This window comes from Aquabacterium parvum (assembly GCF_001447195.1).
Classification (GTDB): domain Bacteria; phylum Pseudomonadota; class Gammaproteobacteria; order Burkholderiales; family Burkholderiaceae_C; genus Aquabacterium; species Aquabacterium parvum.
On sequence record NZ_LFRI01000165.1, the window covers coordinates 86634 to 107434 of the forward strand.

General features: G+C 67.0%; 16 protein-coding genes. 12 read left to right on the plus strand and 4 right to left on the minus strand.

Annotation, left to right across the window (positions count from 1 at the left end; all coding sequences use genetic code 11):
* Positions 1-6: 6 nt before the first annotated feature.
* The gene (locus ABG80_RS06740) at positions 7-3255 is read right to left on the minus strand and encodes an EAL domain-containing protein (RefSeq protein ID WP_058086984.1); all 3249 of its coding nucleotides are present in this window, start codon (positions 3253-3255) and stop codon (positions 7-9) included.
* Between the two features lie 305 nt (positions 3256-3560).
* On the opposite strand from ABG80_RS06740, the gene ABG80_RS06745 reads away from it, so the two are divergent.
* Entirely contained in the window at positions 3561-4670 is a 1110-nt protein-coding gene (locus ABG80_RS06745) for a hypothetical protein (RefSeq protein WP_152987502.1), read from the plus strand.
* 7 nt (positions 4671-4677) lie between these two features.
* The gene (locus ABG80_RS06750; RefSeq protein WP_058086986.1) at positions 4678-7338 is read left to right on the plus strand and encodes a LamG domain-containing protein; all 2661 of its coding nucleotides are present in this window, start codon (positions 4678-4680) and stop codon (positions 7336-7338) included.
* 2 nt (positions 7339-7340) lie between these two features.
* Here ABG80_RS06750 and htpX read toward each other — a convergent pair whose 3' ends face one another.
* The 3 genes from htpX to def form a co-directional block, all read right to left on the minus strand.
* Positions 7341-8189, minus strand: a complete 849-nt coding sequence (gene htpX, locus ABG80_RS06755; RefSeq protein ID WP_058086987.1) for a zinc metalloprotease HtpX — start codon at positions 8187-8189, stop codon at positions 7341-7343.
* Between the two features lie 84 nt (positions 8190-8273).
* Entirely contained in the window at positions 8274-9221 is a 948-nt protein-coding gene (fmt, locus tag ABG80_RS06760) for a methionyl-tRNA formyltransferase (protein ID WP_058087003.1), read from the minus strand.
* 25 nt (positions 9222-9246) lie between these two features.
* Entirely contained in the window at positions 9247-9753 is a 507-nt protein-coding gene (gene def, locus ABG80_RS06765; RefSeq protein WP_058086988.1) for a peptide deformylase, read from the minus strand.
* Between the two features lie 239 nt (positions 9754-9992).
* Here def and ABG80_RS06770 point away from each other — a divergent pair, with 239 nt between their 5' ends.
* From ABG80_RS06770 to ABG80_RS06820, 10 genes are all read left to right on the plus strand, one after another.
* Complete coding sequence (locus ABG80_RS06770; protein WP_058087004.1) at positions 9993-11174, plus strand: LysM peptidoglycan-binding domain-containing protein; 1182 nt, start codon at positions 9993-9995, stop codon at positions 11172-11174.
* Between the two features lie 103 nt (positions 11175-11277).
* Positions 11278-12444, plus strand: a complete 1167-nt coding sequence (dprA, locus tag ABG80_RS06775) for a DNA-processing protein DprA (RefSeq protein WP_058086989.1) — start codon at positions 11278-11280, stop codon at positions 12442-12444.
* Between the two features lie 47 nt (positions 12445-12491).
* Entirely contained in the window at positions 12492-13175 is a 684-nt protein-coding gene (gene lipB / locus ABG80_RS06780) for a lipoyl(octanoyl) transferase LipB (protein ID WP_268760944.1), read from the plus strand.
* Between the two features lie 62 nt (positions 13176-13237).
* On the plus strand, positions 13238-14296 hold the full coding sequence (gene lipA, locus ABG80_RS06785; RefSeq protein WP_083505887.1) for a lipoyl synthase: 1059 nt from the start codon (positions 13238-13240) through the stop codon (positions 14294-14296).
* 709 nt (positions 14297-15005) lie between these two features.
* Complete coding sequence (locus ABG80_RS06795) at positions 15006-15527, plus strand: sigma-70 family RNA polymerase sigma factor (protein WP_058086991.1); 522 nt, start codon at positions 15006-15008, stop codon at positions 15525-15527.
* Between the two features lie 121 nt (positions 15528-15648).
* On the plus strand, positions 15649-15894 hold the full coding sequence (locus ABG80_RS06800; RefSeq protein ID WP_058086992.1) for a FecR/PupR family sigma factor regulator: 246 nt from the start codon (positions 15649-15651) through the stop codon (positions 15892-15894).
* Between the two features lie 105 nt (positions 15895-15999).
* A complete protein-coding gene (locus ABG80_RS06805) occupies positions 16000-16242 on the plus strand; it encodes an MbtH family protein (RefSeq protein WP_058086993.1) in 243 nt (80 codons plus the stop codon).
* An 11-nt stretch (positions 16243-16253) separates the two neighbouring features.
* A complete protein-coding gene (locus tag ABG80_RS06810; RefSeq protein ID WP_058086994.1) occupies positions 16254-17015 on the plus strand; it encodes a thioesterase II family protein in 762 nt (253 codons plus the stop codon).
* Positions 17008-17988, plus strand: a complete 981-nt coding sequence (locus ABG80_RS06815; protein WP_058086995.1) for a TauD/TfdA family dioxygenase — start codon at positions 17008-17010, stop codon at positions 17986-17988. The genes ABG80_RS06810 and ABG80_RS06815 overlap by 8 nt, the downstream gene beginning before the upstream one ends.
* Positions 17989-18055: 67 nt before the next feature.
* On the plus strand, positions 18056-20801 hold a 2746-nt coding region (locus tag ABG80_RS06820; protein ID WP_160322472.1), incomplete at its 3' end, for an AMP-binding protein.

Sequence of the window (20801 nt, forward strand, 5' to 3'; positions counted from 1 at the left end):
GCGGGCTCAGCTGGGCGTGATGGGCGAGGCGAGCGGGGCCGGTGGCTGACTGATCTGCTCGACGGGGCGCATGGCCCGGGCGTGGGCTTCGAGCATGTCGGCGAAGGCCGCTGCCGGCATGGGCCGACCCAGGTGGTAGCCCTGCACCTCGTCGCAGCCGTGGTCGCGCAGGAACTGCGCTTGCGCTTCCGTCTCCACCCCTTCGGCCACGATGCCCACCTCCAGGCGGTGACCCATGGCGATGAGCGCGGCCACCAGCCGGCTGTCGCCCTGGCTTTGCGGCACCGAGCTCAGGAAGCTGCGGTCGAGCTTGAAGCGGTCCACCGGCAGCTCGCGCAGGTAGGCGAAGGACGAGTAGCCCACGCCGAAGTCGTCGATGGCGATGCCCACGCCCAGCGCGCGCAACTGCGCCAGCACGTCGGCCGCGCGCAGCGACTCGCGCACCACGATGCTCTCGGTGATCTCCAGCTCCAGCGCGGTCGGCGGCAGACCGGTGTCGCGCAGCGCGCGTGAGACGGTCTCGATCAAATCGGGCCGGTCGAGCTGCAGGGCCGACAGGTTCACCGCGATGCGCAGCGGCCAGCCGCTGAACTCGCGCCAACGCTGGGCGGTTTCGCAGGCCTGGCGCAGCACCCATTCGCCCATGGGCACGATCAGGCCTGTCTCCTCGGCCAGCGGGATGAACTCCGACGGCGGCACCAGGCGGCCGTTGTGCTCCCAGCGCAGCAAGGCTTCGGCGCCCGTGATGTGACCGCTGCGGCAGTCGAACTGGGGCTGGAAGTGCAGGCGCAGTTCCTGGCGCTCCAGCGCGTGGTACAGGTCGTTTTCCAGCACCAGGGTGTCGACGCTGGGTGCGTCCATCTGGTCGCTGTAGACCTGCACGCGGTTGCGCCCCTTGTTCTTGGCCTGGTACATGGCCAGGTCGGCGTGGCGCATCAGCGTGATGGCATCGGTGCCATGCGCGGGGTACAGCGCCAGGCCGATGCTGGGCGTCACACGCAGCTCGTGCGGGCCGATGCGGATGGGCTCGACAAACAGTTCCAGCAACTTGGCCGCCACGCGCTCGCCATCGGCGGCTTCGGCCAGGCTGGTCAGCAGGATCACGAATTCGTCGCCACCCAGGCGGGCCACGATGTCGGAGGTGCGCATGGCTTCGCGCAGGCGCCGGCCCACCTCGATGATCACGCTGTCGCCGATGTGGTGGCCCAGCGTGTCGTTGATCTTCTTGAAGCGGTCCAGGTCCAGGAACATCATGCCCATGGTGCGCTGCTCGCGTTCGGCCGACACCAGGCTCATGCGCAGCTGCTCTTGCAGCATGTTGCGGTTGGGCAGGGCCGTCAGCGCGTCGTGCATGGCCATGTGCTGCACCTGGTCCTCGGCCTCGCGGCGCGAGGTCACGTCGTAGGCCATGGCCACGTAGCCGGTCAGCGAGCTGAACTCGTTGCTGATCTCGGTGACCAGCAGCTCTGCCACCAGCGGTGAGCCGTCCTTGCGGTGCAGCACCCACTCGGTGGGCACGCTTGACGTCGCCCGCGCCAGGTGGCGCAGCACCTCGGTGGGCGTGATCTGCTCGCCCAGCCGCATCGACAGCAGCGTGGCGCGCTCGCGCAGTTGCTCTTCGTCGAAGAAGTGCTGGGCCGAGCAGCGGCCCACCAGTTCGTTGGCCTTGAAGCCGAGCAGGCGCTCGCCCGCCGGGTTGACGGTCTGGATCACGCCCTGCAGGTTCAACACGAAGATCGCGTAAGGCGCGTTGTGCACGATCACGCGCCGCATTTCATCGACTTCGTTGAGCTGTTTGTGGGCCTCGACGATGGCGCGTTCCGCCGCTTGCTGCGCACTGAGGTCGCGCACGATGCCGATGTATTGCTTGGCCCCGTCGTGCTCCATGCAGCTGATGGCCAGGTCCAGCGGGAAGGACTGGCCGTTGGCGCGCTGCCCCTCGGTGCGCCGCCCCAGGCCGGCCATGCCCACCGGCTGGCTTTGCAGGAAGGACTCGACGCCATGACGCCACTGAGCCTCGTTGGCGCCAGGCAGCAGCAGCCCCAGGTGCTGTCCGAGCATGGCCGATTCGGAGTGCCCGAAGATGCGGCAGACCGCCTGGTTGACGCTGAGGATGTTGCCCGTCGGGCTGACGGTGAGGATGCCGTCGATGGTGTGGTCCACCACCGAGCGCAAGCGGGCTTCGCTGCCGCGTGCGGACTGGCTCAGGTGATCGGCCATGGCGGCTGCGCGGGCGTGCCGGGTGGCGGCGGCCTGCAGCAACGCAAACAACGCGCCGCTGCCCAGCAGGCCACCGATCAGCAGGGCCAGCAGAAAGGGCTGGCTCAATGCCGCCACGGGCTCGCGGGTGTACGTCAGCGTCCAGTGCCGGCTGCCCACGGTCAGGCTGGCGCTGCGCTGATCGCTTCGCTCGGCGCCCTGCGCTGGCTTGAAGGCCGGCGCTGCTTCGGCTCGCGCGCTGTCGAACAGTTCGGAGTGCTCGGTGGCCAGGGTGTCGTCGATGCGCAGGTGCAGGTCGGACCAGTCCTGGCCAGCCTGGGCCACCAGGTCGGAGATGCGGATCACACCACTGACCACGCCGTTGAACGCCGCGCGCCGCTCGGACTCGGAGCCCACCGGGGCACCGTGGCGGTACAGGGGCAAGCGAACCAGCATGGCCAGGGGCTCTTTGCCCCCCTGGATCAGCCGGATCGGTGGGGACACCTGCGGGCGGCCGCTGTCGCGGGCGTCTTCCATGACCCGGCGGCGCACCGGCTCGAAAGCCATGTCGTAGCCAAAGGCCGCCTGGTTGCCGGCCATGGGCAGGTTGTAGGTCACCGGCACGTAGTAGGCGCGCTCGCCTTCCGGCACGACGCGGTAGTCGGGGTGGCGCTGGCGCATCCGGCGCAAGAAGGCATCGCGCTCGGCCAGCGTGACGAGCGGAGCGTATTGAACCGCCAGCAAGGCCGGGTACTCCTGGGCCACCTGCAGGGCGTGGTGGTGCGCCTCGAAGGTGGCCAGGTCCACCTGACCGTTGACGCGGAACATGGCTTGAAAGCTGATCAGCACGTCCATGTGGTGATCCACCACCTGCATCAGGTGATGGGTGTAGGCGCGGGTGCGCCCCTCGAACGCGAGGTCGGCTTCCGTCTGGATGCGCTGTCCGGCGTTCATCCAGCTCCAAAGGCTCAGCAACACCCCCGCCAGCAAGACCAGCCATGAAGCCTGTTTCAGGCGCGTGGAGTCTCGGCGGGTTTCTTGGACATCAGACAGCATCCGGTTCCTTGTTGGGCGCACGCAGGGGCATTCGCCAAGCGGCGCATGTCGGGCTATCGGCTGCTGCCGTGGCGCGCTTGATGCCCCGCATCGGGGGGCTGACCCTTGTGCCAGGCAGAACAGGCCCGCCGCGTGGACTGCGTCACGGATCGTCAACGCCGCCATCGGCCTGATGGGGGGTGATTGTGTGGAAAAGGTCCGGTGCGCCTCGGTAAATACGCATTTCGTGAAACGCGCGCCGGTATATCCTGGGTTTGACGTGACCAAGTTGTTGAGGTCACCCAGTGCGACGAGAGGGCGGCTGAATGGCTGGAGTTTCCTGGGGTTCGCGCACCCGCCGCCCGGGTGCGTGGGCCTGGCAAAAGCGAGTCGGGGCGATGCTCTGGCTGTGTTGGCCCCTGGCGACCCAGGCGGCCGCCTACCTGTTCCCGGACAACCTGCCCGCTGGGTGCAGCGGCAGCGCTGGCGCGTACACCTGCGGCGCGGTCACGCTGTCCGCAGGGGACACGCTCAACGCGGTGGTCTCGCCCACCACCATCTCGTTCACCTCGCTGAACGTGGGCAGCGCCAGCATCAACGCCGCAGGCTCGGCCGCCAACCTCACGCTCAACGTCAGCGGCATGCTGTCGGCTTCGGCCGGGGCGGTGGTCAAGGCCAACGTCAACGCGGGCAGCGTCTCCAGCAGCGGGGCGGTCAGCTACGGTGGCCACCTGGCCACCACCACCGGTGCGGTCACGCTGGGCGCAGGCACCACGGTCACCGGCGCCTTGAGCACCACCACGGGCGCCATCACCTTGCTCACCGGCACCTCCACCACGTACACGACGGTGGGCAGCGTCTCATCGGGCGGCACGGTCACCCTCAATGCCTACAACGGCGTCAATGGCGACCTCGTGGGCTACCTGGTCTCTGCTGCTGGCCACAACAACTTTGGCGGCTCGATCACCTCCACGACGACCTATGTGAGCCTGGGCGGCCACGCCACCGTGGGCGGAAGCATCTACGCACAGACCTACGTCGACACGGGTGGCTACAGCAGTGTCGGAGGCAACATCACTTCCGCGACGTCCTACATCGACACCGGTGCGGCCACTTCGGTTGGCGGCTCGTTGGCGGCGCTCGGCACTTACGTCGACATCCATGGCAGCGCCACCGTCGGGGGCTCCATCAAGGCCGCGTCCTACGTCAGCATGACCACCAACAGCAGCGTGGGTGGCAACATCACGGCGCAAAGCACGGTCTACATGGGCTCGGGCAGCACCGCAGGCAAGTGCGTTCGCTCCCAGGGATCGGGCTCCATCACGGTCCCCTCGGCCACGGCGGTGGGGGGGCGCCTGCTGCGGCGTCGGCAGCACCTGCGGCAACACCTGCGTGGTGGGGTCACCCAAGCCCGCAGCCTGCGCTTGGCCGTCTAGCGGCCTGGTGGCCGAGTACCTGTTTGAAGAGACCAGCTACAACGGCACGCACGGCGAGGTCAAAGACACCTCGGGCAGCAAGCGACACGGCACGATGCTCGGTGGCGTGGCCTCCACGGCCAGCGGCCGTGTTTGCCGTGGCATGGAGGTGCCGCGGAACACGTCCGCCACCGTGCAGGCTTTCGACACGGGCATCGACGTCAACACCATCGGCAGCATCGGCACCATCTCGTTTTGGTACAAGTCGATCGCCACCGGCACCGAGCACCGCATGCTGTTCGACGCCACCGAGTCGGCCTCGGGCAAGTTCTACCTCTACCGCGATGACTCGGGCAGCGGTGTGGACCTCAATGCCCACATCACCGACAGCGGCGGCACCGTGCGCGATGTCGACAAGCTCAACACCGTCACCGACGGCGCTTGGGCGCACATCGTGGTGACGTGGCAGTTCAAGTCGGGTGGCGGTCCCATGAAGCTCTACGTCGATGGCAACTTGCAGGACTCGCAAACCTACTCATCCACCGCCATCAACAACGCCATCGGCCGGCTCGTCTTCGGTGACAACCGCAGCGCCTCGTCGGTGGAGCTCAATTCAGCGTATGGCACGATCGACCAGGTCCGCATCTACGACGCGGAACTGACCGCCTCCGAGGTCTCGGCGCTTTACGCCGAATCCACCACCTGCACCGCCGCCACCTTGCACCACGTCGAGGTGACGATGAACAGCGCATCGGGCGTGACCTGCAAGGCCGAAGACGTGACCATCAAGGCCTGCGCCAACGCGGCCTGCTCGACACCCTACACCGGCGGGCTCAATGGCACGGTGAGCTTCACCGGCACGCCCACGGTCACGGGCACCAAAACCTTTGCCATCGCCTCGGGCAGCAGCACCGCCACGGTGTCGGTGCAGGTCACCACGCCGGGATCGGTCACGCTGGGCCTGAGCGGCCTGTCCAGCGCGCCCTCTGCGGGCAGTGCGCCTTACTGTGGCTTGGGCACGGCTGCCGCAGCGGGCGGCAGTTGCGTGTTCACCTCAGCCGACACGGGCTTGCTCTTCGACGTGCCGCACCACGTTGCCGGCGACACCCAGTCGGTCACCGTCAGCGCGGTGCGCAAGGCGGACAACAGCCTGATGTGCACCCCGGCATTTGCCAGCGTCAGCAAGGCCATCCAGTTCAGCTGCTCGCACGGCAACCCCAGCACGGGCTTCGTGCCGGTGAGGGTGGCGGGCACCGCGCTCAACGCGGGCAACAACGCCGCCGCAGCTTGCGATGGCACGAGCCGCAGCGTCTCGCTGACGTTCAACGCCAGTGGCGCGGCCACCACCAGCTTTGACTACGCCGACGCGGGCCAGGTGAACCTGAGCGCGTCCTACTCGTCGAGCTCGGGCAGCGATGCGGGCCTGAGCATGACCGGATCGGACACCTTCGTTGCCGCGCCAGCCGGCTTCGCTTTCAGCAACGTGACGGCGGGGCCCATCAAGGCGGGCGCGAGTTTCTCCGCCACCGTGACGGCCCTGAACCGCGCCAACGTGGCCACGCCCAACTTCGGGCGCGAGACCGTGCCTGCCGCGCCCACCCTGGTGTTCACCAAGCGCCAGCCCACCGGTGGCGGCAGCCAATCGGGCACTTTTTCGGGCAGCCTGGGCGGCTTCAGTGGTGGCGCGGCACAGGCCCATGCCTTGAGCTGGAGCGAGGTGGGTAACGGCGACCTGTCGGTCAGCTGGAGCGACCACCTGGGTTCGGGCATCGGTGTCAGCGGCACCACGGGCAGTGGTGCGGTGGGCAACGTCGGCCCCTTCATTGCCTCTCACTTCACGGTGACCGCCACGCAGGCCTGCACCACCGGCGCGGCCTTCACCTACAGCGGCGAGCCTTTCAGCATGACGGTGACGGCGCGCAACCTCGCGGGTGATGTCACCCGCAACCACGACGGCACCGGCAGCATGTCGCCCAGCTTTGCCAAAACCACCACCTTGAGCGCGGTCGCCAACGGCGGCCTGGGCGCCTTGGCGGTCACCAGCCTGGCACCTTCGGCCTTTGCGGCGGGGGAGGCCACTTTCAACACCCAGAGCTTCACCTACACCAACAAGCTCACGGCACCGGCCTCGGTGGTGCTGCGCGCAGTTGACAGCGACGGCGTCACCTCCGAGAACAAGACCGAGCAGGGCCCCAATGTGCGCAGCGGTCGGCTCCAGGTCTCCAACGCCTTCGGGTCGGGGCGAGACCCCTTGCGGGTGCCCGTGACGACCCAGTACTGGTCAGGCAAGGCCTGGGTGGTCAACGACGCCGACGGCTGCACTTCGCTGCCTGCGGCGTCGGTGGTGCGTGCTCGTTACCTGGACAGCAAGGGTGTGCTCACCAGCGCCTGGACGAGCACCGTTTCGGCTGGTGTCACCTTGGTCAACGGCCAAGGTGGCTTCGTGTTGTCGGCTCCGACCAGCAGCGGCACCGGCTCGCTGGACCTGAGCGTGAACCTGGGCACCACGACCACCGACCAGTCCTGCTTGAGCGCTCACCCCGCCAGCGTGGGGGCGCAGCGCCCCTGGCTGCGTTCGCTCAACGGCAGTTGCGCTGCCACTTACGACCGCGACCCTTCTGCCCGGGCCACCTTCGGCGTCTTCGCACCCGAGACCCAGCGGGTCATCCACACGCGCGATCTGTTCTGAATTCAGCCCCCTCGGGCCATCGCCATCAGGCGCGCGATGCGCTCTTCGGTGGCGGGGTGGGTCGAGAACAGGCCGCGCAGGCCACCGCCCGACAACGGGTTCATGATCATCATCTGCGCCGTTTCGGGGTGGGCTTCGGCCGGGCCCAGGGGGATGCCCTGTGCATAGCGGTGGATCTTGTCGAGCGCGCTGGCCAGGGCCTGCGGGTCGCCTGAAATTTCGGCGCCACCGCGGTCGGCTTCGAACTCGCGCGCACGGCTGATGGCCATCTGGATCAGGCTGGCGGCCAGCGGGGCCAGGATGGCCACGGCGATGCCGGCGATCGGGTTGGCAGGTCGGCCCTCCGAGTCACGGCCGCCGAAGAAGGCCGCGAAGTTCGCCAGCATCGAGATCGCACCGGCCATGGTGGCGCTGATGGTGCTGATGAGGATGTCCCGGTGCTTGACGTGGGCCAGCTCGTGCGCCATCACGCCACGCAGCTCGCGCTCGCTGAGCACGTTGAGGATGCCGGTGGTCGCGGCCACGGCGGCGTTCTCGGGGTTGCGGCCAGTGGCGAACGCGTTGGGTGCTGCCTCGTCGATCAGGTAGACCTTGGGCATGGGCATTTGCGCGCGCTGGGCCAGCTCGCGCACCATGCCGTAAAAGCGCGGCGCCGAGGTCTCGTCCACCTCGCGGGCGTTGTACATCTTCAGCACCATCTTGTCGGAGAACCAGTAGCTGAAGAAGTTCATGCCCACGGCCACGACCAGCGCCAGCATCATGCCGGCCTTGCCCCCGAGCATGCTGCCGATGGCCATGAAGAGGGCGGTGATCGCCGCCATCAGGATGGCGGTTTTCATCATGTTGAACATGGTTTCGGGCCTCCTGACCCGTCAGGCGAATGAAGACGCCACCTCATGGTGGCAGGACACACATGCGGATGCTGCCGCAGGCTTTCAAGCCAATGAAGCGGGCAGGGTGCAGCTTTGCAGAAATTCACGCGCAGCCACCCGTTTGCCGCCCGGGCGTTGCAAGGTGTGCAAGGCCAGGGCCTGCTCGCCGCAGGCCACCACCAGGGTGTCGCCCTGGCCATGCAGCACCTCGCCGGGCGCGCCGCTGGCCGGCACCACGCTGGCGCGCCACAGCTTGACCACCTCGGGGCCTTTTTCGGTGGGCAGCGTGAAGGTGCAGCCCGGGAAGGGGTCGAAGGCGCGCACTCGGCGCTCGATCACGGCTGCTGGCTGAGACCAGTCGATCGCGGCCTCGGCCTTCTCGATCTTGTGGGCGTAGTTCACGCCCTCCGAAGGCTGCGGTGTGCGCACCAGGCTGCCCGCCTGGGACAGTGCCTCGACGATGAGCCGGCCGCCCAGCGCAGCCAGGCGGTCGTGCAGCACGGCGGTGGTGTCGTCGGCGCGAATCGGTTCGGCGCCGATCAGCAGCATGTCGCCCGTGTCCAGCCCGGCGTCCATCTGCATGATGGTGATGCCGGTTTGCGCATCACCGGCTTCGATGGAGCGGTGGATGGGCGCGGCCCCGCGCCAGCGCGGCAGCAGCGAGCCGTGGATGTTCAGGCAGCCCAGGCGCGGCAGGTCCAGCGTCCACTGCGGCAGGATCAGGCCATAGGCGGCCACCACCATCACGTCGGGCTGCGCGGCCAGCAGGGCGTCGCGTGCGGCGGCGGCCTCATCCGGGTACTTGCCATCGAGCCTCAGGCTGTGCGGCTGCGCCACGGGCAAGCCGTGTTGGAGCGCGACCTGCTTGACCGCCGAGGCCTGTAGCTTCATGCCGCGCCCGGCGGGGCGATCGGGCTGGGTCAGCACCAGGGGCACGGTGTGCCCCGCCGCCAGGATGGCGTCGAGCGCCACGGCGGCGAATTCGGGCGTGCCGGCGAAGGCCACGCGCAGCGGGGTGGTGGTCATCGGCGTGGCGTCATTCGTCGTCGCGGGCGCGCTTGACCAGCTTGGTCTTGATGCGGTTGCGCTTGAGCGGCGAGAGGTATTCCACGAACACCTTGCCCAGCAGGTGGTCGAGCTCGTGCTGCACGCACACGGCCAGCAGCTCGTCGCCTTCGAATTCGTAGGACTGGCCGTCGCGGTTGAGCGCGCGCACCTTCACGCGGGCGTGGCGGTCGACCTTGTCGTAGATGGTGGGCACCGACAGGCAGCCTTCTTCCCAGACGATCATCTCCTCGCTGGCCCAGGTGATCTCGGGGTTGATGAGCACGCGCGGCTCGTTGCGCTCTTCGCTGGTGTCGATGACGACCACGCGCACGTGGCGGTCGACCTGCGTGGCGGCCAGGCCCACGCCCTTGGCGTCGTACATGGTTTCCAGCATGTCGTCGACCAGCTGTTTGATGGTGTCGTCGACCTCGGCCACGGGCTTGGCAACCGTGTGCAGGCGTGGATCGGGGTAGCGGAGGATGGGCAGCAGGGCCATGAAAAAGGGTTCGTCCAGAGGAGGGAAGGCCCGGAGGCCGCCCGATGGGGGTTGTGGGAGCAGCGCAACGAGGGCGTCGCCGAAGGGCGCGCCACCCGGGGTAACACGGCGCAATTTCCATTGCGACCGTGCGACTTTTGCGGGCAGAATCCTTCGATCCAGGGGTGGATTTTGCCGAATCCCGAGCCCCACTGTCCACGTCAAGGCCGAATTCAAGGCTGTCCATGGAGGCTGTTTCGATGTCCCAGCGTTCGCTGTCCCCGCGTTTGTCCATTCGCCGCGAGACGTTCGCACCGCTGGCTGCGGCCACCGCCCTGTGCTTTGGCGTGTTGGCCAACACCGTTTCGGCCGAGCCCAATTTCCCGATCACGGCCAAGCAGAAGGCCACCGCGCAGCAGGTCTCCGAAGCCGGCGTGCCGCTGTCCGAGCTCTCGCCCAACGCCCCCGACAGCCACACCGTCAAGCGCGGAGACACCCTCTGGGGCATCTCGGGCCTGTTCCTGAAGTCGCCCTGGCGCTGGCCGGAGCTGTGGGGCATGAACCTGCAGCAGATCCGCAACCCCCACCTCATCTTCCCGGGGCAGGTGCTGTACCTGGACAAGAGCAACGGCCGCGCGCGCCTGCGCCTGGGCCAGCCCGTCAGCGGCGACGCCAAGCTCTCGCCGCGCGTGCGCGAAGGCAGCCTCAACGACGCCATCGCCACGGTGCCCATCCACCTGCTCGAGCCATTCTTCAACGAAGCCGTCATCTTCGAGTCTTCCGATGAGCTGCTGACCGCGCCGCGCGTGGTCGCCACCCAGGAAGGCCGCGTCATGCTGGGCCGGGGCGAGACCGCCTACGTGCGTGGCAACCTGGACGGTCGCCGCGACTGGCGCCTGTTCCGCCAGCCCAAGCCGCTGCGCGATCCGAGCACCCGCGAAGTCCTCGGCTATGAGGCCGCCTACGTCGGCACCATGACGCTGACCCGCGAAGGCGCCGAAGGCACCGGTGCCGACGGCAAGTCCCTGGTCATCCCGTCCACCTTCACCGTCACCAGCATCCGCCAGGAAGCCGGCACGGGCGATCGCCTGGCCCCGGTGCCCCCGCGCGATTTCGACAACATCGCGCCGCACGCCCCGAAAGACCCGGTGGGTGGCCAGATCGTGTCCATCTACGGCGAGTCGCTGACCGCTGGCCAGAACCAGATCGTGGCGCTCAACCGTGGCAGCCGTGACGGCCTGGACCGTGGCACCGTGCTGGCCCTGTGGCGCGACGGTGCCACCGTGCGAGACACCACCACCGACACCAAGGAGCTCATCAAGCTGCCCGATGAGCGCCACGGCCTGCTGTTCGTCTTCCGGGTGTTCGACCGCATGTCCTACGCGCTGATCCTGAACGTGCAGGAGCCGGTCAAGGCGGGTGATCGCTTCACCCAGCCCTGATCCAGGCCTGGTCACGCACCTGTCCCGGGTGCGGCGCTTGAAGTTGGAGGCCGCCCCGGTGTCCGCCCGGACACCGCCGGGCGCTTTTTTTTGAGCCTCCGACTTGTCTTTCTCTCCTGATGAACTGGGCGCCTGGTTGCGCCTGCTGCTGGTGCCTGGCCTGGGGCCGGCATCTGCCCGTCGCCTGCTGGCGGCGTTTGGCTCGCCCCAGGCGGTGTTTGCCGCCTCCCCCGATGCGGTGCGCGCGGTGTTGCCCCGATTTGCCCCTGCCGCCCTGCAGGCCGACTCGGGCTGGCAGGCCGAGCTTGAGCGCACCTGGATGTGGCTGCAAGGCGGTCAAGAAGGCATCGACCGTGCCGTGCTGACCTTGGCCGACAAGGCCTACCCCACGCCCTTGCTCGATGCGGTCGACCCGCCGCTGGTGCTCTTTGCCGAGGGCGACCTGAGCCGCTGGCAGCGACCCGCGGTGGCGATCGTGGGCAGCCGCAACCCGACTCAGCAAGGCGTCGAGAACGCCCACGCATTTGCACGCGCGCTCAGCGAAGCCGGGGTGGTCGTGGTGTCGGGCCTGGCCCGTGGGGTCGATGCGGCCGCGCACGATGGCGCGTTGCAACCGCTCGAAGCAAGTGAGCCGACTCCCGGTGTTCAAGGGGCCGGGGGGACCATCGCCGTGCTGGGCACCGGGTTCAACGAGGTCTACCCCAAAGGCCACAAGCCCCTGGCCCGCCGCGTCGCCCGCAATGGCCTGGTGCTGTCGGAGTTCCCCTTGAACACCCCGCCGCTGGCCGCCAACTTTCCTCGCCGCAACCGCATCGTGGCGGCCCTCTCGCGCGGCACGCTGGTGGTCGAGGCGGCCGTGCAATCGGGCTCGCTCATCACGGCGCGGCTGGCCAACGAGATGGGGCGTGAGGTGCTGGCCATCCCAGGCTCCATCCATTCTCCGCAAGCCAAGGGTTGCCATGCGCTGATCAAGCAGGGCGCCAAGCTGGTCGAGACCGCGCAGGACGTGCTCGAAGAATTGCGGCTGGGCGCGCCCTCGCCGATCGGACCCGAGCCGGCGACCTCGCACATCGAGGCCTCTGGCGACGGTGCTGACGCCGAAGACCCGGTCTTGCGCGCCATGGGCCACGACCCGGTGGGCCAGGATGCGCTGTCGGCGCGCACAGGCCTGGGGCCGGCCGAGCTGGGCGCGCGCTTGCTCGAGCTCGAGCTGATGGGGCAGGTGGCGCGCTTGCCCGGGGCCTTGTTCCAGCGCCTGGCGCGGGCCTGAATGCGCCCTGGGCCCGAGGGGGTGCGGGTCGGTGGTACAACCGCTGGGTGACCACGCTGAAGAACCTGGGCCTTGCGCCCTATGAAAACACCATGCGTGCGATGCAGGACTTCACCGAGCAGCGCACCGACGACACCCCTGACGAGATCTGGGTCTGCCAGCACCCGCCGGTGTTCACGCAGGGCCTGGCCGGCAAGGCCGAGCACGTGCTGCTCAACCCTCCGGGGCCGGGCCACATCCCCGTGGTGCAGACCAACCGCGGCGGGCAGGTGACCTACCACGGCCCCGGTCAGGTGGTGGCCTACCCGCTGCTGGATCTCAGGCGGCGTGGCTACTTCGTCAAGGAGTACGTCTACCGCGTGGAGCAGGCCGTGCTGCGCACCCTGCAGGACCTGGGCGTGACCGGCCATCGCGTGGCGGGCGCCCCCGGCATCTACGTGCGGCTGGACGACCCGTTTGCGCACGCCGCGCTCACCGGCCCGGTCGACCCCGCCGACCCGTTCCGGGGCCTGGGCAAGGTCGCGGCCATCGGCATCAAGGTGACGCGCCACTGCAGCTACCACGGTGTGGCGCTGAACGTGGACATGGACCTGTCGCCCTACGGCCGCATCAACCCCTGCGGCTACAACGGCCTCAAGACGGTGGACCTGGCCAGCCTGGGCGTGCACGTGGGCTGGGACGAGGCCGCCGCGCGTTTCGTGCAGCACCTGGACGCGCAGCTGGCGCCTTGAGCGTGGGGCACTGCGGCCCGCCACATGGCGGCCCGCTGGCCGATGGGCTACAGTTTCGGGATATGTCCGAGCCCACCACGCCCCCCTCGACCCCGGCCGCGCCACAAGCGCCAGCCACCGGGTCGTCCGCCGCTTCCGCACCCGTGAGCGCATCGCCTGCCGCCGCATCCCCCTCCGCCTACGACCCTTCCGCCAAGCAGAAGGCCCAGGCCAAGACCGCGCGCATCCCCATCAAGATCGTGCCGGCTGGCGAGGTGCTGAAAAAACCCGAGTGGATCCGCGTCAAGGCCGGCTCGCCCAGCACCCGCTTCTACGAGATCAAGAACATCCTGCGCGAGCACAAGCTGCACACGGTGTGCGAAGAGGCCTCGTGCCCCAACATCGGTGAGTGCTTCGGCCACGGCACGGCCACGTTCATGATCATGGGCGACAAGTGCACGCGCCGCTGCCCCTTCTGCGACGTGGGCCATGGCCGTCCCGACCCGTTGGACGTCAACGAGCCGGCCAACCTGGCCAAGACGATCGCGGCGCTCAAACTCAAGTACGTGGTCATCACCTCGGTCGACCGCGATGACCTGCGCGACGGTGGCGCCGGCCACTTCGTGGAGTGCATCAAGCAAGTCCGCGAGCAATCGCCGGCCACGCGCATCGAGATCCTGGTGCCCGACTTCCGTGGCCGCGACGAGCGCGCTTTGGAAATCCTCAAGGCCGCACCGCCCGACGTGATGAACCACAACCTGGAAACCGCGCCGCGCCTGTACAAGGAAGCGCGCCCGGGCTCCGACTACCAGTTCAGCCTGAACCTGCTCAAGAAGTTCAAGGCCCTGCACCCCGACGTGCCGACCAAGAGCGGCATCATGGTCGGCCTGGGCGAGACCGATGAAGAGGTTTACCAGGTCATGCGCGACATGCGCGAGCACGGCATCGACATGATCACCATCGGCCAGTACCTGGCGCCGTCGGGGCACCACCTGCCGGTGCGCCGCTACGTGCACCCGGACACCTTCAAGGCGTTCGAAGAAGAGGCCAAGCGCATGGGCTTCACGCACGCGGCGGTGGGGGCGATGGTGCGATCGAGCTACCACGCCGATCAGCAGGCCGCGCAAGCCGGGGTGCGCTGAGGTCGCCATGCGGCGCTGGCTGGTCACATTCTCCCTGCTCCTGGCTTCCTGGCAGGTGTTGGGGGCTGTGCGCCTGAGCGAGCCCTGTTGCGATGACCCGTGCGACGCCGTCATGGCCTGTGTGCCGGTTGCTTGCACGGCGTGTGCAGGATGTGCCGGCAGTGCGCTGAGTGCAACCGACCTGCGAATGCTCCCGGTGATGCCTGAAGAAGACCGCCCCCAGCGCCTTGGGTGGCGACAGGCACCGGAGCCGGTCGGCGACATCTGGAAGCCACCTCGGAAGATGGATCGCTTCACCTGATTCGATTTCCCCATCTTTCAAAGGAACTTTCAACATGAAGAACTTGCTGATCAAGGCCGGCGCCGGCCTGGGCCTCATGGGGCTGACCGCCGTGGTCTGGGCCACCGAGGCCTGTTGTGGTGACCTGGCCTGTTGCCTGAACTGAAGCGGCCTGACCGCTGAGTAAAGAGGGCCGCTGGGCACGCCTGGCGGCCCTTTTGCGTGGGCAGCGTCCAGGCTTTCGTCGTGCGTCCTCCGAGCTTGCGTTGTTCACCGGATTGGACACGGTGGCGCCCGTGTGCGGCTTCATCGCTGCGGCTGATTCCGTGTGGGAACGAGGGTTTTTGCCCCATTTCCACCAGTGGGAATGATAATTATTCTCGACTTCGGTCAAGAACTACAAATCATCCGGCGCTGGGGAGCGCAATCGTGCCCATCAACACACCCCGTGTCGCGCTCAGCGACGTTTTCATCGAACATCGACCACAACTTCGCAACATCGCACGGCGCATCGTCGGCACGCCAGAGTTGGCTGACGACATCACTCAGGAGGCATTCCTGAGGCTGGCCGATGGGGCAGGAATTCGGGACATCGAGAAACCGTTCTGCTATTGCTGCCAGGTGGTGCGCAACCTGGCCCTGGACCATTGCCGCCGTCAGTCGGTGGAGGCCACCTACCGCGTCTACACAGACGATGGTGAGTTGCCGCAGGTCTCGGGAGGAACCATGGCCGAGCAGGGTCTGGACGAAAGGCGTGTTCTGCGCGCCATCGACAAGGTGCTGTCCGACTTGCCGGCGCGCACCCGCAAAGTCTTTGAGATGTACAGGTTGAGCGGGTTGACGCAGAGAGAAATCGGCAAGGAGCTGGGCTGCTCAGCCACGCTGGTCAACTTCATGCTCAAGGATGCGGCCAATGCCATCGCGGGCTGTCGAGATCTTCTGGAGTTTTGACCGCTGAGGGGTGTGCGCCGCCGCGTCAACGCAGAGCTGAGTTGCGTGCACTTTGATACGATCCTGATGCTCGGATGCGAAGTCGAAGGGTCGACCGCGCACCGTGGTGCTGGATGCCGCGATGAAAGAAGACTCCTTGCCTGCACCCGTTGACGATCCCCTTTGGGGGATGGCTTGGTCTTGGTTGATGCGCCAGCATGAGCGCGCCACCTTTGATGCGGTGGCTCATGAGGACCTGATGCAGTGGCTCGCGTCCTCCCCTGAGCACAGGCGGGTGTACGAGCGGGCCAGTCGCCTCTGGCTGCTAAGCGGCCTCGTGCCGCCTGCAAACGACATCGGTCAGCCGCCGAGTGACGGGCCCGATTGAGCGGGTGGTAAACAAAGATCCTGGTGCTTCGTCATGAATGGCTGAAGCTTCCGCCAGCTGCGGCTGGTGTGGAAGCGATGTCTGCCACATCGAGCGAGGATCAACATGTCGACCAGCTGCTTTGACCGAGAGGACGAGACCTTTGTCGTGCTCGTCAACCACGAGGAGCAGTACTCCATCTGGCCCCATTGGAAGGCCGTGCCAGGCGGCTGGCGCCGCGTGGAGGGCATCTCGGGGAGCAAGCAGACGGTGTGCGCCTGGATCGACCAGGCCTGGACCGACATGCGGCCACGGTCGTTGCGCCAATGGATGGATGCCCAGTCTCGTGATGCGAGCGCACAGGCCTGAACGCGGCGGCCATGAATGGGGCTCAAATCGATCTGCTGGCGCTGCCATGCGCGGGCGGCAGCGCCAACATGTACCACCGCTGGCGGCATCTGCTGCCTTCGTGGGTCCGGGTGGTGCCGGTGGAGTTGCCCGGCCGGGGCGCGCGCATGAGCGAGCCATTCGCCACGGACATCGATCAACTGGTTGAGCGCTTGTGCATTGAGCATGCGCAATCCCTGCGTGGTCGTCATGCGCTGTTCGGGCACAGCATGGGCGCCTTGCTTGCGCATCGCATGGCGCTCTGGCAAAGGGACGCAGGCGGATCGCTGCCTCGCGCCTTGTTCGTCTCAGCCAGCCCTTCGCCTTGGTGTCGCCATGTGCGCAAAAGCGTCCAGCTGACAAGCGATGCCGATTTGACGGACGAACTGCGTCGCCAGGGTGGCACGGCCGAAGAAGTGCTGAACAACGCGGAGTTGCGACAGATGGTGGTCGAAACATTTCGGGCCGATCAGGCCCTGTGCGCAAGCCATCGCCACCTGGTGCGACCGCCCCTGCCCATCCCCATCCATGTCCTCGGGGGGCGAGATGACGCCCTGGCCGCTTCCGAGCAGGCGGACTGGCGGCGCGAGACCAGCGACGCCGCCTCGGTGTACTGGTTCGATGGCGGACATTTCTTCATTCGTCAGCATGAGGTCGCCGTTGCCGCGCTGATCGTCAAGGAACTGCTGCGGCAGCTCCCCGATGCCGCGCGTGCCGAGGGCGCCTCCACCTTGGTTGAGGAAAAACATGCATGAACTGCTGACTGGCCTTGAACGCCGCGCGCCGATCGGATCGGTGCTGCCCACCCTTTTTACGCCACAGGTGGTGGGTGAGCGTTTGATGGACGCTTGGCCCAGGCTTTCCCCGTTGATCGAAACTGCGCTGGCCCATGTCGGTGGCGTGTTGCTGCGCGGCTTTGATGTCGCTTCTGTCGAGGCGTTTCGGGCATTCGCGGCCGCTTTCGGGCATCCACTGCTGAGCTACGAATTCGGCTCCACACCGCGCACGGATGTAGGCGGTGGTGTCTACACGTCCACCGAGTACCCAGCGCACCAGTCCATCCCGCTGCACAACGAGCAGGCCTACACGCGTGAGTGGCCGATGAGGATCTGGTTCCATTGCGTGACGGCGTCGCCAGAGGGTGGCGAGACGCCCATCGCAGACAGCCGTGCCATCTATCGGAGGATGCCCGATCACATCTTGCGCCGCTTCGAGCCGGGGGTGCGCTACGTGCGCAACTACGGTGAATTCGATGTGCCGTGGGAGAGGGTGTTCAACACCGAGCGCCGTGCCGAGGTCGAGGCCTACTGCCGGCGCAACGGCATCCAATTCGAATGGGACAGCGATGGTGGCTTGCGCACCGAGCAGCTTTGCCAGGCGGTGGAGAAGCACCCCGTGACGGGCGAGATGGTCTGGTTCAACCAGGCGCACCTCTTTCACTCGTCCAACCTTCCTGCAGAAGTGCGTGACTCGCTTGTGGAGTTGTTGGGAGAGGACCACCTTCCCCGTGACACGCGCTTTGCCGATGGCTCTCCCATGCCCGATGCGCTGCTCGACGAGGTGCGCGCCGTGCTGGATGCCGAGACCGTGAGCTTCCGATGGGAGGCCGGTGACGTGCTGATGCTGGACAACATGCTCGTTGCCCACGCGCGCTCGCCATTCAAGGGGCCTCGCAAGGTGGTGGTCGCGATGGCGCAACCACACGGCAACCTGGTCCGTGTTGACTGACCTTTGATCCATCAATCCTTTCAGATGCCAGCGTGCTCGCATGACGGGCCGACGCAGGAGAACCCGCATGACCCGCATCGCACCCTCAGAGCGCTCAAGCCACCCGCGCAACTTCGTTGAGCACATGCTCGGCCTGGCGCAGGAACGGCCACAGGAGACGGCTTTGATCATCGTGCGAGAGCACGACGGACGGCCCATTGACATCCCCATCACCTACCAGGCGCTGGACCAGCGGGTGCGCGCGTTGGCGGCCACGCTGCAGGCTCGCTTTCACCAGGGTGATCGCGTCCTGCTGCTGCTGGACAACGATGATCACTATGTCGTGGGATTCCTGGCGTGCCTGTTTGCCGGGTTGATCGCCGTTCCGGTGTTCCCGCCTGAATCGGCACGGCCGCAACACCTGGACCGACTGAGCGGCATCGCGCAGGATGCTCACGCCTCTTGCGTGCTGGCCACGGGCGCCATGCTGGAGAGGCTGGGGGCAGCGATGGTCAGCTTTGCTGGTTGTCAGGCGATCGCCGTCGATGGCATCGATGTGGGGCAGGCGGATGCATGGCGGCCGCACGTGCCGTCGGATGACGACATCGCCTTCTTGCAGTACACATCGGGCTCGACCTCTGCACCCAAGGGCGTCATGGTCGGCCACGGGCACCTGCTGGCCAATGAGCGCGCCATTGAAGAAGGCTTGGGCATGGTGCAAGGGGACGTCCTCGTGTCCTGGCTGCCGCTCTACCACGACATGGGTTTGATCGGGGCCTTGCTGCAAGCATTGCACCGTGGCATTCCCATTGCCCTGATGACCCCGTCGTTCTTCCTTGAGAAGCCTGTGCGCTGGCTGGAGGCGATCTCGAGGCTGCGGGGCACGGTCAGTGGCGGGCCCGACTTCGCATATCGGCTTTGTGTCGATCGGGTCGGCGAAGCTCAGCGCGCGGGGCTCGACCTGTCTGGCTGGAGGCTGGCGTTCTCGGGTGCGGAGCCCGTGAGGCAAGAGACCTTGCGGGACTTCGCCTCGCATTTCGAGTCCGCCGGGTTCGACGTGCGGGCGATCTACCCTTGTTATGGCCTTGCGGAGGCCACGTTGTTTGTCACGGGTGGCCGGCGTGGGCAGGGCATGACGGCACACGCCTGGCATGCGCTGGCCCTGACACAGGGCAGGGCGCAAAAAGCCGAAGTCGGAACCATGCTGGTGGCCTGCGGCGAGGCGGCCTCAGGCCACGCCATCGACATCGTCGATCCGCAAACGTTGGCTGCCTTGCCTGATGGCCAGGTTGGCGAGGTGTGGGCCAGCGGCCCGAGCGTCACAGGCGGCTACTGGCGACGCCCGGTGGAGACGGCGCAGAGCTTCGTGATGCGGGGCGATGGCCGCTGGTTGCGAACAGGCGACATGGGGTTCGTTTCCGAGGGGCAGCTCTTCATCACAGGGCGCATCAAGGATCTCATCATCCTGCGTGGCCAGAACGTCTACCCGCAAGACATCGAACGTGCCATCGAGTTGGACGTGGAGGCCATCCGCAAGGGACGCATCGCAGCCTTCTCTGTCCACATGGCGGACGGGCATGAGGGCGTCGGCGTGGCGGTGGAGGTTTCGTTGGGCATGCGCAAGCTGGTGCCCGCGCAGGCGCTGGTCGAGGCCTTGAATGTCGTGGTGGCGGGGGTGTGCCGGCAGCCTGCCTCGGTGATCCTGTTGCTCAATCCCGGCGCGTTGCCCAAAACCTCCAGCGGCAAACTGCAGCGTGGCGCTTGCCGTGATGGCTGGATCGGTCGAACCCTGGGCGCCTACGCCATCTGGGAACAAGGCCGGTTCGTGCTGAACGGTCAGAGCGAGGAAAAGCTGGCGATGCCAGCGGCAGTGATCGCAGATCCCGGCGACCAGGTGGCGCACCTGCTGGCGAACTGGTGGTCTTCGCAGCTCAAGCTGAGCAGCCCGCCCGCCCCCGACTCGCACTTCTTTGCCGCCGGTGGCGATTCTCTGCGCGCCGCTCAACTGGCTGCGCGCATCGCCGACCAGTGGGGCCTGGTGTTCCCGTCCCGGTTGGTGTTCGAGCACGCCCGCTTCGGTGAACTGCTGTCGGTGGTGCGCCAGGCGATGGCCGCCGACGTCAACCAGGGACGTGCTCGGCATGTCGCGATCCCGTCCATCACGGCATCCCAACGTGGCGGCCCGCTCCCCTTGTCTCATGCGCAGGAGCGCCAGTGGTTCCTGTGGCAGCTGGATCCGCTCAGCAGTGCGTACAACATCGGTTTCGCATTGCACATGGAGGGTGAACTTCATGCGCAGGCCTTGAGGCAGGCAATCGACGACACCATCGGATCGCACGAGGCTTTGCGAACGGTGTTCCGGGCCAGCGAAAGCGGCACGCCTGAGCAGTGGATTGGCTTGCCGGGTGCGGTCGATTTGCCCCTCATCGACCTGAGTGCGGCGGGCGGGGATGAGACTGCACTGGAAGTGGCCCTGCGGGATGTGGTCGATCGTCCATTTGACCTCTCCAAAGGGCCGCTGCTTCGCGTGGCCTTGGTGCGGCAAGGCCCAGTGCGGCATGTGTTGTCGGTGGTCATGCACCACATCGTCTCTGATGGCGCATCGATGCAGATTTTCATCGACGAGCTGGCGCGCCGCTACGTTGCCTTGTTGAGCGGGCAGCCTTGGGTCGATCGGCCCAGCGCCCTTCAACATGCCGACCATTCGGTGTGGCAAAGGCATTGGCTGGAGTCAGGGGAGGCTGTTCGGCAGCTGGCGTGGTGGAGAGGGGCGCTGGGCGATCATCACCCGGTGCTGCAACTGCCTGCGGACCATGCGCGCAGCGCTGCTGTGG

Coding starts and splice junctions, on each gene's coding strand:
- ABG80_RS06745 (WP_152987502.1), top strand. CDS start 3,561: ATGGCTGGAGTTTCCTGGGGTTCGCGCACCCGCCGCCCGGGTGCGTGG.
- ABG80_RS06800 (WP_058086992.1), top strand. CDS start 15,649: ATGAAAGAAGACTCCTTGCCTGCACCCGTTGACGATCCCCTTTGGGGG.
- ABG80_RS06815 (WP_058086995.1), top strand. CDS start 17,008: ATGCATGAACTGCTGACTGGCCTTGAACGCCGCGCGCCGATCGGATCG.
- ABG80_RS06770 (WP_058087004.1), top strand. CDS start 9,993: ATGTCCCAGCGTTCGCTGTCCCCGCGTTTGTCCATTCGCCGCGAGACG.
- htpX (WP_058086987.1), bottom strand. CDS start 8,189: ATGTTCAACATGATGAAAACCGCCATCCTGATGGCGGCGATCACCGCC.
- ABG80_RS06810 (WP_058086994.1), top strand. CDS start 16,254: ATGAATGGGGCTCAAATCGATCTGCTGGCGCTGCCATGCGCGGGCGGC.
- lipA (WP_083505887.1), top strand. CDS start 13,238: ATGTCCGAGCCCACCACGCCCCCCTCGACCCCGGCCGCGCCACAAGCG.
- ABG80_RS06805 (WP_058086993.1), top strand. CDS start 16,000: ATGTCGACCAGCTGCTTTGACCGAGAGGACGAGACCTTTGTCGTGCTC.
- ABG80_RS06740 (WP_058086984.1), bottom strand. CDS start 3,255: ATGCTGTCTGATGTCCAAGAAACCCGCCGAGACTCCACGCGCCTGAAA.
- def (WP_058086988.1), bottom strand. CDS start 9,753: ATGGCCCTGCTGCCCATCCTCCGCTACCCCGATCCACGCCTGCACACG.